The organism is Pyxidicoccus sp. M6 (assembly GCF_055568925.1).
In genome coordinates, this window is the sequence record NZ_CM145714.1 from 2,309,239 (window position 1) to 2,323,963 (window position 14,725).

Annotated in this window: 15 protein-coding genes; 4 read left to right on the plus strand and 11 right to left on the minus strand. The window is 70.4% G+C overall.

The features are described 5' to 3' along the window. Positions 1-73 precede the first annotated feature (73 nt). Complete coding sequence (locus ACVTJA_RS09620) at positions 74-646, minus strand: hypothetical protein (RefSeq protein WP_465835786.1); 573 nt, start codon at positions 644-646, stop codon at positions 74-76. Between the two features lie 178 nt (positions 647-824). Here ACVTJA_RS09620 and ACVTJA_RS09625 point away from each other — a divergent pair, with 178 nt between their 5' ends. The 3 genes from ACVTJA_RS09625 to ACVTJA_RS09635 all read left to right on the plus strand — a co-directional run bounded on the left by ACVTJA_RS09625 (position 825) and on the right by ACVTJA_RS09635 (position 4,249). Beyond that, complete coding sequence (locus ACVTJA_RS09625; protein WP_465835788.1) at positions 825-1,892, plus strand: hypothetical protein; 1,068 nt, start codon at positions 825-827, stop codon at positions 1,890-1,892. A 40-nt stretch (positions 1,893-1,932) separates the two neighbouring features. Further along, a complete protein-coding gene (locus ACVTJA_RS09630) occupies positions 1,933-2,940 on the plus strand; it encodes an NAD(P)H-dependent glycerol-3-phosphate dehydrogenase (RefSeq protein ID WP_465835789.1) in 1,008 nt (335 codons plus the stop codon). Positions 2,941-3,013: 73 nt separating this feature from the next. After that, positions 3,014-4,249, plus strand: a complete 1,236-nt coding sequence (locus ACVTJA_RS09635) for an MFS transporter (RefSeq protein WP_465835791.1) — start codon at positions 3,014-3,016, stop codon at positions 4,247-4,249. A gap of 24 nt (positions 4,250-4,273) precedes the next feature. Here the strand turns inward: ACVTJA_RS09635 and ACVTJA_RS09640 are convergent, their stop codons facing one another. From ACVTJA_RS09640 to ACVTJA_RS09685, 10 genes are read right to left on the minus strand one after another with little or no spacing between them, the layout of a single operon-like run. After that, on the minus strand, positions 4,274-5,347 hold the full coding sequence (locus ACVTJA_RS09640) for a M20/M25/M40 family metallo-hydrolase (RefSeq protein WP_465835793.1): 1,074 nt from the start codon (positions 5,345-5,347) through the stop codon (positions 4,274-4,276). After that, positions 5,334-6,242, minus strand: a complete 909-nt coding sequence (locus ACVTJA_RS09645; RefSeq protein ID WP_465835794.1) for a [LysW]-aminoadipate kinase — start codon at positions 6,240-6,242, stop codon at positions 5,334-5,336. Before ACVTJA_RS09645 ends, ACVTJA_RS09640 begins: the two co-directional genes overlap by 14 nt. Next, positions 6,239-7,018, minus strand: coding sequence for an SDR family oxidoreductase (locus tag ACVTJA_RS09650; RefSeq protein WP_465835795.1), 780 nt, complete (start codon positions 7,016-7,018; stop codon positions 6,239-6,241). Before ACVTJA_RS09650 ends, ACVTJA_RS09645 begins: the two co-directional genes overlap by 4 nt. Next, on the minus strand, positions 6,996-7,994 hold the full coding sequence (locus tag ACVTJA_RS09655; RefSeq protein ID WP_465835796.1) for a sulfotransferase: 999 nt from the start codon (positions 7,992-7,994) through the stop codon (positions 6,996-6,998). The genes ACVTJA_RS09650 and ACVTJA_RS09655 overlap by 23 nt, the downstream gene beginning before the upstream one ends. Further along, positions 7,991-8,854: a family 3 encapsulin nanocompartment shell protein gene (locus ACVTJA_RS09660; RefSeq protein ID WP_465835798.1), complete on the minus strand. Its 864-nt coding sequence runs from the start codon at positions 8,852-8,854 to the stop codon at positions 7,991-7,993. The genes ACVTJA_RS09655 and ACVTJA_RS09660 overlap by 4 nt, the downstream gene beginning before the upstream one ends. 29 nt (positions 8,855-8,883) lie before the next feature. Then, on the minus strand, positions 8,884-9,921 hold the full coding sequence (gene argC, locus ACVTJA_RS09665; RefSeq protein ID WP_465835800.1) for an N-acetyl-gamma-glutamyl-phosphate reductase: 1,038 nt from the start codon (positions 9,919-9,921) through the stop codon (positions 8,884-8,886). Beyond that, complete coding sequence (locus tag ACVTJA_RS09670; protein ID WP_465835802.1) at positions 9,918-10,757, minus strand: RimK family alpha-L-glutamate ligase; 840 nt, start codon at positions 10,755-10,757, stop codon at positions 9,918-9,920. The genes argC and ACVTJA_RS09670 overlap by 4 nt, the downstream gene beginning before the upstream one ends. Before the next feature lie 7 nt (positions 10,758-10,764). Then, positions 10,765-10,956: a lysine biosynthesis protein LysW gene (gene lysW, locus ACVTJA_RS09675; protein ID WP_465835804.1), complete on the minus strand. Its 192-nt coding sequence runs from the start codon at positions 10,954-10,956 to the stop codon at positions 10,765-10,767. A gap of 2 nt (positions 10,957-10,958) precedes the next feature. Continuing rightward, positions 10,959-11,999 carry a transketolase family protein gene (locus tag ACVTJA_RS09680; RefSeq protein WP_465835806.1) on the minus strand — a complete coding sequence of 347 codons (1,041 nt, stop codon included), beginning with the start codon at positions 11,997-11,999 and terminating at the stop codon, positions 10,959-10,961. Next, a complete protein-coding gene (locus ACVTJA_RS09685; RefSeq protein ID WP_465835808.1) occupies positions 11,996-12,805 on the minus strand; it encodes a 1-deoxy-D-xylulose-5-phosphate synthase N-terminal domain-containing protein in 810 nt (269 codons plus the stop codon). The genes ACVTJA_RS09680 and ACVTJA_RS09685 overlap by 4 nt, the downstream gene beginning before the upstream one ends. A gap of 220 nt (positions 12,806-13,025) precedes the next feature. On the opposite strand from ACVTJA_RS09685, the gene ACVTJA_RS09690 reads away from it, so the two are divergent. After that, a complete protein-coding gene (locus tag ACVTJA_RS09690) occupies positions 13,026-14,714 on the plus strand; it encodes an AMP-binding protein (RefSeq protein ID WP_465840347.1) in 1,689 nt (562 codons plus the stop codon). Positions 14,715-14,725: the final 11 nt, after the last annotated feature.

The window sequence follows — 14,725 nt, forward strand, 5'->3', positions numbered from 1 at the left end:
TAGGGCCCGCTCGGGGCCAGGAGACGGGGGCTGCCTTCCGCGTGTGGATGCGGTGGCGGCCCCTGGTTTCGTTTCAGGGCTCTCCGGCGTCGGGGGCGGCCGGAGGCGGGGCGAGCACGGCCGGCGTCGTCGCGACGAGGGCGGAGCGCGCCACGTCGAGGGCCCGGTCCGCGTCGGCGCCCAGCCACGTGACGACGACGGCGCAGGGCGTGTCGTCGTCCCATGTCATCACCTGCAACATGCCCTGCGCGGGCGCGCGGCGGACGGCGGCGCGGCCCAGGGCGGGCACCTCCTCACCGCCGGCGCGCAGGGTGGGCGCCATCAGCGCCTTCACGTCCGCCTGCGTGTGACGGGGGTTGCAGTCCCAGGCCACCGACACGGACGTGTCCGCCTCCGTCGTGGAGCGGAAGGTGCACAGCGGGCCGCAGGACGGGCACGTGCGCTCCTCCTTCAGGGTGAAGCCGGGGAGCATCACGTCGCGCAGGTCCGAGGGCAGCAGCACGTCGCAGCCCGGCAGCGGCAGGTCCGAGGCCAGCGCCCGGGCACCCGCGCCGGCATCCGGGGTCGCGGTGGCGTCCGGAGTGCGGGCGCGACACGCGCCCAACGTCAGTGCCAGCACCAGTGCCGCGCGCCCTCCAGCCCTCATCCCGTCATCTCTCCCTGGCGCACGCCGTGCGCGGCGCGGACTGTAGACCGGAGCAGGCCTTGCGCGGCCACGTTTCCCGGCGGGTGCCTGCTTCCGAACGGCTCTCCCGCCGGGCGGGGGAGCAGTCGGGCTTCCCTCGTTTCAACCTGCCCGGTGGACTAAGCTGCCGCCCGCTTCCATGGCTTCCACCCGCCTCCTGTCCCTGCTGTTGCTCCTGCCGGGCCTGCCCGCCCTGGCGCAGTCCTCCGAGGCATCGCCCGCGCGCAATCCGCCCGCGGACGAGTCCTGGGCGACGCCGGGCGGGGAGAAGCCGCCTCGGCGCAATGGCACCCAGAGCGAGCCCGGGAGCCGGTCCTCCGGCTCGGTGGAAACCACCCGACGCAACAGTGTGCCGGACGAGGCCTGGGCATCACCGCCCGGCGAGGTGGAGGCCCCCCGGCGCAACAGCGCTCCGGACGATGCGTCGTGGCAGGACTTCCCTGGCGCCACGGCGGTGCCATCCGGGAGGGACGCGGCGGAGCTGCCGAAGCTGCCTGACGTGCCGCCGCTGGTGCCGGTGGAGGACGACATCGTCATCGCGCCATCTCGGCCTGCGCGCCGGCCCGCGCCCCCGCCGCAGGAGCCGCCGAAGCCCATCAACAACCTCGTGAGCATGCTGGGCGCGCGCACGATGGGGCAGGGCGGGCTGGGCGCGAGCTTCTCGCTGGGCTTCCCCACGCTGTCGGCGCGCGTGGCGTATGGCGTGCTGCCCCGCCTGGACGCCATGGCGGGTGTGGACAGCCTCTACGGGATGATGAACGAGCTGCGCCTGGGCGGGCGTTGGATGCTGCTGGACGGCGGCGCGCGCTGGAGCGTGGGGCTGGTGGCGGAGGGCAGCCATGCCTTCTTCCTCCGGTCGGCGAGCGTGGAGCTGAAGGGCGCGCGCTACCTGAGCGGCCGGCGGAACTGGAACGTGCAGCCCGGGTTCGTCGGCAGCCTGCGGCTGAACGGCCGGCGCGCGTCGCGGTTGTTCCTGGACGTGCGCTACCACCTCTCCCTGGATACCGAGCCGATTCAGCGCACGCCGCTGGGCGGCCTGCCGCCCGCCGTGGTGTCGGGCTCGGCGTTCCCCATCCGCTTCGGCGCGGAAATCCCCCTGAGCGAGAAAACGTCCTACTCTCTGACGTTGGGCGGGGACATCCGCACCCGCCCCGAGGACGCGGACTTCATGCCCATGTTCTCCGTCGGAATCGTCACCGGACTCTAGAGGCGCGCGAAGGCCGCCTCCCCCTCCAGCGAGGTCCTGCATGCGTGGCTGTGTCATCGGCTCCGGCTCCTTCGGTACGGCCCTGGCGAACGTGCTCGCGGTGAACTGCGAGGAAGTGCGCTTGTGGGGCCGGGAGCCCTCCGTGGTGGAGGCCATCAACACGAAGCACGAGAACATCACGTACCTGAAGGGCATCCCCCTCTCCGAGCGGGTGCGCGCCACCAACAGCCTCGAGGAGGCACTGGCCGGCGCGGAAATGGTGGTGCTGGCCACGCCCAGCCACGCCACGCGCGAGGTGGTGGCGAAGGCGAAGCCGTACCTGCCGCGCCACGTGCCCATCGTCACGGTGGCGAAGGGCATCGAGAACGAGACGCTGCTGACGATGACGGAGCTCCTGGAGGACTGCCTGCCGGAGGAGTTCCATCCGTATATCGCGGTGCTCTCCGGGCCGAGCTTCGCGAAGGAGTTGGCGAAGCGGATGCCCACGGTGGTGACGATTGCGTCCCACTGGGACAAGGTGGCGGTGCGCTGCCAGAAGGCACTGCAGACGGAGACGTTCCGCAGCTACACGTCGACGGACGTGGTGGGCGTGCAGTACGGCGGCGCGCTGAAGAACGTCATCGCGATTGCGGCGGGCATGGCGGACGGGCTGGGCATGGGCCACAACGCGCGCGCGGCCATCATCACCCGCGGCCTGGCGGAGATTACGCGCCTGGCGGTGCGCAAGGGCGCCAACCCGCTGACGCTCTCAGGCCTGTCCGGCATGGGTGACCTGGTGCTGACGTGCACGGGCGAGCTGAGCCGCAACCGGCACGTGGGCATGGAGCTGGGCAAGGGCCGCAAGCTGCCGGACATCCTCGCGGAGATGAAGGAAGTCGCCGAGGGTGTGAAGACGGCGAAGAGCGCGCGGGACTTGGAGCTGAAGACGGGCGTGGAGCTGCCCATCTGCCATCAGGTGTATCTGATTGCCTACGAGGGCAAGAGCGCGAAGAGCGCGGTGGTGGACCTGATGACGCGCCAGCCCAAGTCGGAGCTGGCGGGGGGCTGAGGGTCAGCGCGGCTTGTCCCAGACCGGCATGGTATTCCTGTCTGGCGGTCTTGGCTGATAGAACGCGTTTCGCGTGCCTGCCCGCCTGTCGAGTCTCCCTTCGTTCCGCGCCTTCGGGCATCGTGACTTCGTCGCCCTGTGGAGTGGAGCGCTCGTCTCCAACATCGGCGCGTGGATGGAGGTGCTGGCGCTCGGCGTCTACGTGACGACGGTGACGGGCAAGGCCGAGTGGACGGGCGGCATCGCCGCGCTGACGTACCTGCCCTCCGTCATCCTCTCGCCGCTGGGCGGCGCGCTCGCGGACCGGTTCGACCGCCGCGTCTTCATCGCGGTGTGCAACCTGGTGCAGCTGGTGCTGGCCGCCACGCTGACGGCACTGGCCTTCACCGGCCACCTCACCGTGCATGCGGTGGCCGTCATCTCCTTCCTCAATGGCTGCATGCACGTGCTGGGCATGCCGGCCTATGCCGCGCTGACCACCGGGCTGGTGCCGCGGGAGGACATGCACAGCGCGATGAGCCTCATGTCCACGCAGTTCAATCTCGGGCGCATCGTCGGGCCGATGCTGGCCGCGTCGCTGCTCGCGGTGGGCGGCGTGGGCTGGGTGTTCCTGCTCAACGCGGTGTCCTTTCTCGCGGTCGTCGCGGCGATGATGACGGTGCGCCCGCAGACCCGCCCGGCCTCCGCGCCGCCCTCGCGCGGGCTGTTGGCGGACATCGCCGAGGGCGCGCGCGTGTCGCGGCGGGATTCGGCCATCTGGCTCGCCATGATGAACACGTTCGTCATGGCGATGTTGATTTCGCCGTTCATCGCCCTCGTCCCGGTGTTCGCGCTGAAGGTGTTCGGCCAGGGCGCCACGGCGGCATCGGGGCTCCTCTCCATGCAGGGCGTGGGCGCGCTCCTGGCCTCGGTGCTGGTGGGCTCGCTGGTGGAGCGGTGGGGACGGCAGCGGCTCCTCGACACGAGCCTGCTGGTGCTGGGCCCGGTGGCGGCGCTCTTCTGGCTCTCGCCCACGCTGCCCGTGGCCATGGGCGCCATGCTGGTGTTCGGCGCTGTCTACATGGTGGCCCTCACCGGGCTGGGCACACGCTGCCAGGAGCGCGCCCCGCGCGAATTGGCGGCGCGGGTGAGCGGCCTCTCCGCGGTGCTTCTCAACGTGGGGTACTCGCTGGGCGTGTGGCTGCAGGGCGCGCTCGTGGACCGGGTGGGCATGCGGCCCATCACCGCGGGCGCCGCGGTGCTGTTCCTCGTCGCGGCGGTGGGCCTGCGCGCGCAGCGCCCTCGCGAAGTGAGCGTTCCGGAGACGTGAGGCCTTCCTCCGGGACGTCGCGCTTCAGCCCTGCGAGCCTTCCTTCGTGGGCAAGAGCGCGAGCACGCGAGAGAGCACGGCGATGCCCTCCTCGTACTCCTGCAAATCGATGTGCTCGTTCGGCGTGTGGTCCAGCGCGGAGTCCCCGGGCCCGTAGGCGACGATGGGCACGTTCCACGCCGACGCCACCGTGTTCCAGTCGGACGTCCCCGTCTTCAGCCGAAGGGTGGGGCGCACGCCGCGCTCGCGCAGGGCCTGCTTGAAGGCGCGGGTGAGCGCGTCGTTCTGTCCCGCGCTGACCGCTCCCTTGCGAGACACCGTCCGCACATTCACGTTCGGCACGCCCGACAGACTCGCGAGCAGCGCGTCTCCGTCACTCGACGGTCCGGTGCGGATGCTCACGCTGGCGGTGGCCCACTCCTCCGCCTCTTCCGAGCCGGTGTGGAACGCCGTCAGAGACGGCAGGTCCTGCTCGAAGAGGGTGCGCCCCTCGTTCCACCCGTCGCAGCGGCGGCGGAGCGCATTCCAGGCCTCGACGACGTGCTCAGCAGGGGCGCGGTAGTCGCGGCTCGCCGTATGCCGCCGGCTCGCGCGGTGCTCCAGCTCCAGCCGCATCAGCCCCTTGTAGCCCACCGTGACGGCATGGGCGCCGCTCGGCTCGCCGTTGACGACGAAGTCCGGACGGTGATGCTCACGCAGGTGGAGCGCGCCGCGCGTAATCGCAACCTCCTCCTCCACGCAGCCCAGCAGGAGGAAGCGCTTGCCCGCGCGCTCCTGCGCATCCAGCAGTTCGACGGCCTCGATGAACGCGGCCAGCGCGCCCTTCGCGTCCACGGCGCCGCGGCCGAAGAGGCGCGAGCCCTCCAGCCGCACCGGCACCTCGCCGGGCACGGTGTCGATGTGGCCCAGCAGCGCGATGCAGGTGTCCCCGTCACCGAGGCTCGCAATCGTGTTGCCCACCTCGTCCACGTGCGCCTTCCAGCCGCGCTGCTCCAGGCGGCCCGCCAGCGCACGGGAGAAGGCCTGCTCGTGATGGCTGGGGCTGTACTGCTCCACCATCCACCGCAGCAGCTCGGGGCTCTGCTCACGCGCCCGCATCGACCACCGCCTGGGGATGGGTGAGCTTCTTGCCGGACTCGGTCACCGACTGGGGAAGGGTGAGCTTCGTACCGGCCTCGGCCGTCAGCGCGGACAGCACGGGCCGGGGATGGCGAGACGCACTCACGTGGACGACGGGCACGCCGCCCGTCAGCGCACGCCGGGCCGCCTCCATCTTGTAGCGCATGCGTCCCCCCGCCAGCTCCATCGCGCGCGGCAGGTCGTCACACCAGCGCACCAGCGACGCGGGATTCTTCGGGTCCTCCAGCAGCCCCGGCACGTTGGAGAGCATCACCAGCGCCCTGGCCCCGAGTGCCGTGGCAATCGCCGCGGCCGCCTGGTCCGCGTCCACATTCACCAGCGTGCCATCCTCCGTCACCGCCGGAGGGCAGACGACGGGCACGTGGCCCTGCTCCATCAGCAGGCCCAGCAGCCGCGTGTTCACCTCGGTGATTTCTCCGGACAGGTGCTCGCGGTCGATGCGCACGCGCTCGCCGTCCTGGATTTTCAGTGGAGGCCGCCGCCGCGCCAGCAGCACGCGTCCGTCCGCGCCGCACAGCCCCAGGCCGGACACGCCCTTCGCCAGCAGCGCCGTCACGGCGCGTTTGTTCACGTCACCCACCCACGCCATGGTCAGCACGCGCAGGGTGGCCGCGTTCGTGAGACGCACCACGTTGCCGCTGGCCGTCTTCACCTCGGTGCGTTCCATGGACAGGGCCTTCAGCAGCCCGTCCCCGGCGTCCGAGCCGCCATTCACCACGACGATGCACTCGCCGCGCCGGACCAGCTCGGCCACGTCCGCGCAGACGTTGTCGAGGTCCACACCGGCGGCCCCGCCAATCTTCACCACCACCGGCGGGCGTCCACCGCCCTTCTGCATGACGGTGGCGCTCATCCGATCACACTCGCGCCGCCATCCACGAGCTGTACCGTGCCCGTGATGAACGACGCGCGCTCGCTGGCGAGGAAGGCGGCCGCGGCGGCGAACTCATCCGCCCGTCCCACCCGCTTCATGGGGATGTGCGCGGCCATGGCGCGCAGGCTGGCCTCTACGTCCGCCCCGTTCGCCCCCGCGGTGCGCTCCACCGGAGGCGTGCGCGTGTAGCCCGGAGCCAGCACGTTGACGGTGATGCCGCAGTCGCCCAGCTCCTGCACCAGCGCGGAGGCGAAGCCGACCAGGCCCATGCGCGAGAAGCCCGAGAGGGCGAAGCGTGCCACCGGGCGCACCACCGTCTCCGAGGTGATGAGCAGCAGGCGTCCCCACCGCGCCGCCTTCATGTACGGCAGCGCGGCCAGCGCGAGGTTGATGGCGGGCAGGGTGACGACGTTCATCGCGTCCTGGTACGCCTGGAGGCCGAACTGCGTCGCCGGCCCGGGCGGCGGCCCGGCGCTGTTCGTCACCGTGACGTGGATGCCGCCCAGCTTGCTGGCGACGTCCTCCACCCACGCCTTCGCGGCGCCGGCGTCTCGCAGGTCCACGGAGGTGGCGAGCACCTTCCCGCCGCGAGACAGCGTCTTGAGGAGCTTCTCCGCGCGGGCGAGCTTCTCCGCGTCGCGCGCACCAATCGCGACGTGGGCTCCTTCCTTCACCAGCTCCTCCGCCACGGCGAGCCCCAGTCCGCTGGAGCCACCGGCGATGAGCGCGACTTTATTGGCCAGTCCCAGTTCCAAAGGTGTCCCTCCTGGAGTCCGCGGCAGTGACGGATGGCTCGGGCCGAACGACGTGCAGGGAAGGGGGCGACGCTCGGCCGTAGCGGTAGCGCCCCATGAGCGGCCACGCGAGCGCGGTGGCCATGGCCTTCGCGCGCGAGGACAGCTCCTTGCGCCACGTGTCGTCGCCGGCTCGCAGCAGCGTGGGCCCGCTGAGGAAGCGGTCCGGGTTGCCGGTGACGGTGTGGTTCTTCCCCAGGTTGACGGTGCGCCCATGCACCGGGTTCTTCGAGCGGTCCACGCCGATGAGCGACAGCAGGCTGTCGATGGTATCGGCCGGCTCGGCGATGAAGTCCTCGTAGCGCAGGAACAGCGAGCGCTCCGGGTAGCGCCACGTGACGAGCTCGGAGCCCACGTTGAACCCGAGCCAGTACGCGGTGCTGCGCGCCGCGGACATGGGGACGACGTACTGCTTCGTCTTCGTCCACGAGTGCGCGACGGCGCGAGGGTCCCTCACCAGGTGCAGGTAGTACGGGCGGATGCCCTCCACGTGCGGCAGCAGCGCCGCCTCGGAGGGGAACTTGCCGCTGTCCACGATGATGCTCGAGCCGGTGGCGTCGGCAATCGTGCGGTACGTCTTCGCCAGCAGCTCCGCGTGCTCGCGCAGGGCGGGCGTGGGCGTGTCGTGCCGCAGCACGCGCAGCGTATGCCGCGTGCGCACCGTGGTCTGCTGCCGCTTCACCACGCGGGCTGCGTGGGCCTGAGGCGTCTCACCCGGCGCCACGCCCTGCTGGAGCACCTTGGACCAGAGCGCGCAGTCCACGAGCTGCGCGCCACAGCCGCACAGCGTGTTGGAGCCATTCCCGTACGCGTTCTTCCACAGGAAGCTCAGCTCCCCGGTGTGGAAGGCGCCGACCACCTCGTTGAGGACGTTGCCGATGATGGTGCTGCCGCTGCGGCACCATCCGGTGACGTAGAGGACGGTGAGCGGGCTCATGGGCGCAGCGAGGCGACGAAGAAGTGCGTGGGCAGGTGGATGGCGAGCGCCTCGTAGATTTCGCCGCAGACGGCCAGGCCTTCGCGCGGGAAGATGCCCGGGGGCGGCTCCGCGAAGCGGATTTCAGAACGGCCGCTGTCGTAGATGGTGGCGCCCGCGGTGAAGTCACCGACGACGACGGTGCCCTGAGTCACCATGCGCGTGCGGCAGATGCGGATGCCCATGGCCGTCAGCTCGGACAACAGGCCGTTCTGCCCGAGCAGGTACTGGTAGTAGTCCACCGAGTTGATGAGGATGCCGTCCGCCGAGCCGCCCATGTTCTCGACCTCCGCGCACGCGGCGAGCAGCGAGGACACCGGGTCCTTGCGCGCGGGCAGGCGGGTGACGCCCGGCGTCTCCAGGACGCCGCGCACGCGGTCTCCGCCCTTGCCGATGGTGAGCGCCTGGTTCTCCGCCGTGCACAGGCGCACCAGCAGGCGGAAGTCGATGAACTGCGCGAGCGCCTCCGGGTCGTCCAGCAGGTTGGGCGGCACCTGAATCCAGCCGGTGGTGGGCCGCAGCGGCTGCTGGTCGAAGTGGAACTCGAACGCGGCCTCCGGGCGCAGCGTCACGTCCTGCACGTGCGCGCCGGGCGCGGTGGCGGGGCGCGTCTCGTACCAGTAGCGGGCCTGCTGCTTGTCGGACGTCTTCACCTTGAAGAGCGCGCGCACGGCCACGCGGGGCCGGCGCTTGAAGCCCGGGAAGTCCTCGGTGATGGTGGTGTTGAAGGTGGCGCGCGCCTTGGTGCCCTCCTTCTTCACGGCGGCGGCGAAGATGGCTCCGGGAGACAGAGGGGTAGGCTCCGGTGACAGCGTGCTCATGGTGTGCCTTTCGCTTTCGCGCTCTCGCGTCAGAGGGGGTGGAGGCCCCGGAAGCCGAGGCCTTCCGTCTCGGGTCTGCCCAGCATCAAATTGAGGACATGCACCGCGGTGCCGGCCGCGCCCTTCACCAGGTTGTCCAGCGCGGCATTCACGACGATGCGGCCGCGCTCCGCGTCCACGTCCACTGACAGGTCGCAGTGGTTGGTGCCCAGCAGCGGGCCCGGCTCCGGGAAGGGAGACGCGCTCGCGTTGGGCCGCACCACGTGGACGAAGGGCTTCTCGCGGTAGGTGGAGGCCAGGGCGCGCAGCGGCTCGGACTCGTCGATGGGACGCGCGGCGAAGGCGTGCACGGTGGCCAGCACGCCGCGCACGCTGGGCACCGCCGTCGCGCTGAAGTGCACGGTGGGGCGCTGGCCGGTGAGGCGCGCGGTGATGCTCTCGATTTCGCCCGTGTGCCGGTGGCCCACCGGCTTGTAGCAGCGCAGCGCGTTGGCGCGCTCCGGGTGGTGCGACGCGCGGTCCGGCGTGGCGCCACCGCCCGAGGAGCCCGTCTTCGCGTCCACGATGACGTCTGGCTTCACCAGCCCCGCGCGCACCAGCGGCAGCAGGGCCAGCAGCGCCGCGTGCGCCATGCAGCCGGGCACCGCGACGAGACGCGCATTCGGAAGGTCCGCCGCCGTCCACTCCGGCAGGCCGTAGACGAACTCCGGCGTACCGGCGGGGCGGGGATTCTTGCGGTACCAGCGCGCGTGCTCGGCGTCCTCCAGCCGGAAGTCCGCGCTGAGGTCCACGACACGGCCCGCGAGCTCACTGATGCGGGGCCAGCGCTGGAGCAGCCCGCCCTGGGGCATGCAGCTCAGCAGCACGTCGCAGGGACCCAGTTGCTCGTGCGGCGTGAAGCGCAGCGCGCCGAGGCCGCGCAGGTGCGGGTGGGGGTAGTCCAGCCGCTTGCCCGCGAACTGGTCCGACGTGGCCTGCACCACCTCCACGCCCGGGTGCGCGAGCAGGAGCCGCAGCACCTCGCCGCCCGTGTAGCCACTGGCCCCCAGCACCGCCACGCGCGTCATCGCAGCACCCCCAGCACGTAGTCCGCCATCAACTCCGGCAGCGGAATGTGGGTGACTTCGATGCTGCGCGCGAACTCCACGCAGTGGTTGATTTCATTCACCAGAACCTGGCCGTCGCGTGTCTCCAGCAGGTCCACCGCCAGGATGTCGCCGCCCACGGCCTGGGCCGCGCGCTCGGCGAGCTTCGCGTGCGACGGCGGCACCTCGTACCGCTCCGGCATGGCGCCGCGCGCGGTGTTGGTAATCCAGTGCTCCGAGCGCCGGCGGATGCCGCCCACCGCCTTGCCCATGACATAGACGCGCAAGTCGTAGCCGGGCTTGTCGATGTACTGCTGCACCAGCGCGACGTGGTCCTGCGCGCCGCCCATCTCGAAGCGCATGGACATGAGGCCTTCGGCCGCGCTCCTGCTGTCCATGCGCGCCACCATGCGGCCCCACGAGCCGAGCACCGGCTTCGTCACCGAGGGGTAGCCGCGCCGGTCCACCTCGTTCACACACGCCTGCTCCTCGAAGCCGAGGAAGGCCCAGGGCATGGGCACGTCCTTCGCCGCGAGCGCCAGCGTGGTGAGCGCCTTGTCCCCGCACGTGGCGATGGCGTGCGCGCTGTTCAGCACGCGCGAGCCCTTCACCTCCAGGATGGAGGCGAGGTAGCGGGCGCGCGTGAAGGACATGCTGCGCATGAGCACGGGGGCACCGTCGCCCCAGCGCTCCCTGTCCAATGACAGCACCAGGCCCGCGTCCGAGTGCGTCTCCACGGTGACGCCGCGCCCGCGCAGCGCGTCGGCGATCATCCGCTCCTCGGTCCGCAGGCGCGTGTAGACGAGGTTGACCTTCATCCCGGGCTCACTCGCCCCAGTCTTCTTCTACTTCCGGGGCCTCGGCGAAGCGCAGCGGGGCCAGGCTCACCACCTCGAGCTCGGCCGAACAGCCTCCGCACGTGACGACCTCACCCACCTGGTACCGGTCCCCGGTGATGGGGGCGGCACACGTGGGGCACTCGTTGACTCCGACGCTGTCGAGCTTCTGCGGCTGCATTCTCATCCCCTCCTGAGGGCAGGTTTCAGCGCCGCCCGGAGCGGGCGCGGCAGTGCGTGCAGAATCTGTTCGGCCACCGTGGCTCCTTCAATGCCGTGGCGCTTCAGCAATTCCTCATGCGAGCCGGCCGTGGCGTCGTACCGGTCCTGGATGCCCACGCGCAGCACTCGCGCGCCCAGCCCCAGCTCGCAGACGCTCTCGCACACCGCGCCGCCGAGGCCGCCGATGACGGAGTGCTCCTCCACCGTGACGAGCAGCCGCGTGCGCTCCGCCGTCTCGCGCAGCGCCGCCTCGTCCAGCGGCTTGAGCGTGTGCATGTTGAGCACGCGCGCGAAGACTCCCTGTGCCTCCAGAATCCCCGCGGCCTCCAGCGCCACCGCCACCCCCACCTCGCCGTGTGCGATGAGGCCCACGTCGTCGCCCTCGCGCAGGCACATGGCGCGGCCGATCTGGAATCCGGGGCGCTGCGCCACGTCCAGCCTGCTCACACGGTTGCGGCCGAGCCGCAGGTACACCGGGCCCTCGAAGTCCACGAGCGCGCGGATGGCCTGCACCGTCTCCAGCGCGTCCGCGGGCGACACCACCGTCATCCCCGGCATGGAGCGGAGGATGGCCAGGTCTTCAATCGCGTGGTGCGTGGGCCCGAAGAACGCGCCGGACAGCCCGCCGTAGTCGCAGACGAGCTTCACGTTGGCGCGGCCGTAGGCGAGGCCGAGCCGCACCTGCTCGCACGCGCGCATGGCCCCGAAGGCCGCGAAGGTGTGCGCGAAGACCTTCTGCCCGGCGGCGGCCATGCCCGCGGCCGCGTCGAGCATCGTCGCCTCGCAGATGCCCAGGTTGATGAAGCGGTCCGGGTGGCGCGCCTCGAACGGGTCTCCTCCGCCCGCGAGGTCCGCCTCCAACAGGACGACGCTCGTGTCGTCGTCCGCGAAGCGCGCGAGCGCGTGGCGGAACACCTGCCGGTTGGAGAGGGTGGGGTTCTCCTTCAGCCACGTCTCCGGTGCCACGGCCAGGTCCGCGCCGCCCTGCCTGGCGGGCGTCACGGCGTCACCTCACCGAGGGAGGCCAGCGCGCGCTTGAGATGATCCGCGCTGAAGACGGCGTAGTGCGGCCCCTTGCCCTTGAGCATGGGCACGCCCGCGCCCTTCTGCGTGTTGGCCACCACCGCGCGAGGCCCGTCGGAAGGCGCCTCCAGCGCCGCGCAGAGCGCATCCACGTCGTGCCCGTTCACCTCGGCCGTCTGCAGGCCGAAGGCGCGCAGCCGCTCGCCGAGCGCCTTCTGCGAGAGGATGGACTCCGTGGCGCCGTCGTTCTGTCCGCCGTTGCGGTCGACGATGACGGTGAGGTTCGAGAGCCGGTGGTGCGAGGCCACCTGGAGCGCTTCCCAGTTCGAGCCCTCGCCCATCTCTCCGTCGCCGCAGATGACGTAGACGCGGTTGGGGCGCTGCCGCATCCGGTGGCCCAGCGCGAGCCCGACACCCAGCCCCAGCCCATGTCCGAGGCTGCCCGTGGGGAAGTCCACACCCGGCACCTTTGCACTCACGTGTCCGGTGAAGTGGCTGCCTTCCGCGTTGTATCCGCGCACCAATTCTTCAACATCGATGAAGCCGAACTCCGCCAGCGCGGCGTAGAGGCCGGCGGCCGCATGGCCCTTGGAGAGGATGACGTGGTCCCTCACCTCGGCACGCGGCGCGCTCGGGTCCACGTGCATGACACGGCCGAGCAGCGCGACGAGGACATCCACCATCGACAGCGAGCCGCCGAGGTGGCAGCCGGTAGACGTCGCCGCGAGCCGGACGATGGTCCGGCGGATGCGACGGGCGCGCTCCTCGAGGGTTGACTGGGCCATGGGTGTCATGTGCGTCCGCAGGGGTTTCGGACGTCTTCATCTCTGTCGAAGATTCCTGGCTTTGCCGCGCAAGCTAGGAAACCTGATGCACGCAAGTCAATGTGTGTGATTGAGATACAGAGCAATGGACTGTGAGGAATCGCAGCCTTGCACGAAAAACAGGTGAAAGCTATGGTCGCGCGCGGCCGCGTCGGCCCACATTCCAGGGAGCATGCGCGAGATGGCGGGAGGTATCGGCAAGGGCTCGGCACTGGAGAAGGGCGCGCTGTATCGCGGCAGGGGTTGGTGGCGTGATGAGACGGTGCTCGACGATCTGCGCCGTGCCATCCAGTCCCACCCGAATAAAACAGCGATTGTCGCAGCCCGTTACTTCGCGAAGGACGTCACGAAGCTGACATACGCGGAGCTGGGGCAATACACCGAGCGTTTCGCCTGCGCGCTGCTGGAGCTGGGCGTGGGCCGCGGGCAGCTCGTGGCGGTGCAGCTTCCGAACTGGTGGCAGTTCACCGCGCTGGCGCTCGCGTGCGCGCGCATCGGCGCCGTCATCGCGCCCATTCCCCCGGACTACCGTCGCCGCGAGGTGGAGTTCATCCTCGGCCGCACGGAGGCGTCCGTCTACGTCGGGCCCGCGAGCTGGACGGGGCATTCGCACCGTGACATGGCGCGTGAATTGGCTCGCGCGCTGCCCACGTTGAAACATCGCGTTCTCATCGGACTCGATACCCAGACACCGCGTGAAGAGGGTGAGTTGGATTTCGACACACACTTCATCCAACGCCGCTGGGAGGATGAGCGTCCGAAGAGCGTGCTGGACGAATTGGAGGCGCGCGCGGACGACCTGTGCAACGTCCTCTACACGTCCGGTACGACGGGCGAGCCCAAGGGCGTCATCCACTCGCACAACACGAACTACGGCATCACCCGCGCGCTGAGTGACACCATGGCGCTGCGCAACGACGACGTGGTGTCGCTGCCGTCGCTGCTCACCGCGTCGAGCGGCTTCACGTACCTCTACCTGATGCCCGTCCTCCTCGGGGCCACCGCCGTCTACATGGACGTGGGGGACCCGGAATTGACGCTGCGTCTCATCGAGGAGCACCGCGTCACGTTCATGTACGGGATTCCCACGTACATCATGAATGTGATTGCCGCGAAGCGTAAACACGGACGCGACACGTCGTCGTTACGCCGGCTCGCGACGGGCTCCATCCCCGTGCCGCCGCACCTCATCGCCGCGGTGCGTGAGGACTTCGGTGTTCAATTACATACACTCTGGGGCATGACGGAGAACGGCGCGGTGACGATAACGCGCCGCGAGGACCCGCCGGAGTGGCCGTCGAGCAGCGATGGGCGCCCCGTGGAGTGGATGGAAGTGAAAATCGTCCCCGCGCTGGCCGAGGACGGCACGCCCTACCCGGAGGGGACGGGCCGGCTGCTGGTGCGCGGCGCCAGCCAGTGCCTGGGCTACTTCAAGCGCGAGGACCTCTATGCCGCGTGCGTGGACGCGGACGGCTGGTTCGACACCGGAGACCTCGCGCGGGATGACGGCCGGGGCGGCATCCGCATCGTCGGGCGGCTGAAGGACGTCATCTTCCGGTACGGCCAGAAGATTCCCGTCGTCGAGGTGGAGTCGGCGCTCTACTCGCACCCGAAGGTGAAGGAGGTGGCGGTGGTGGGCCACTCCGACGACCGCATCGGTGGCGAGCGGGTGTGCGCGGTGGTGGTGCCCCGCGAGGAGGCGCCGACGCTGGCGGAATTGCGCAACCACCTCAAGGGGCTGGGCATGTCCAACCAGTACTGGCCGGACCGCCTGGAGGTCGTCGAGGAGATGCCGAAGACGCCCTCGGGGAAGATTCGCAAGTACCTGCTGAGGGAGCGGCTGAAGGAGCTGTCCGCGAAGCAGGCCTGAGTGGTGCCGCC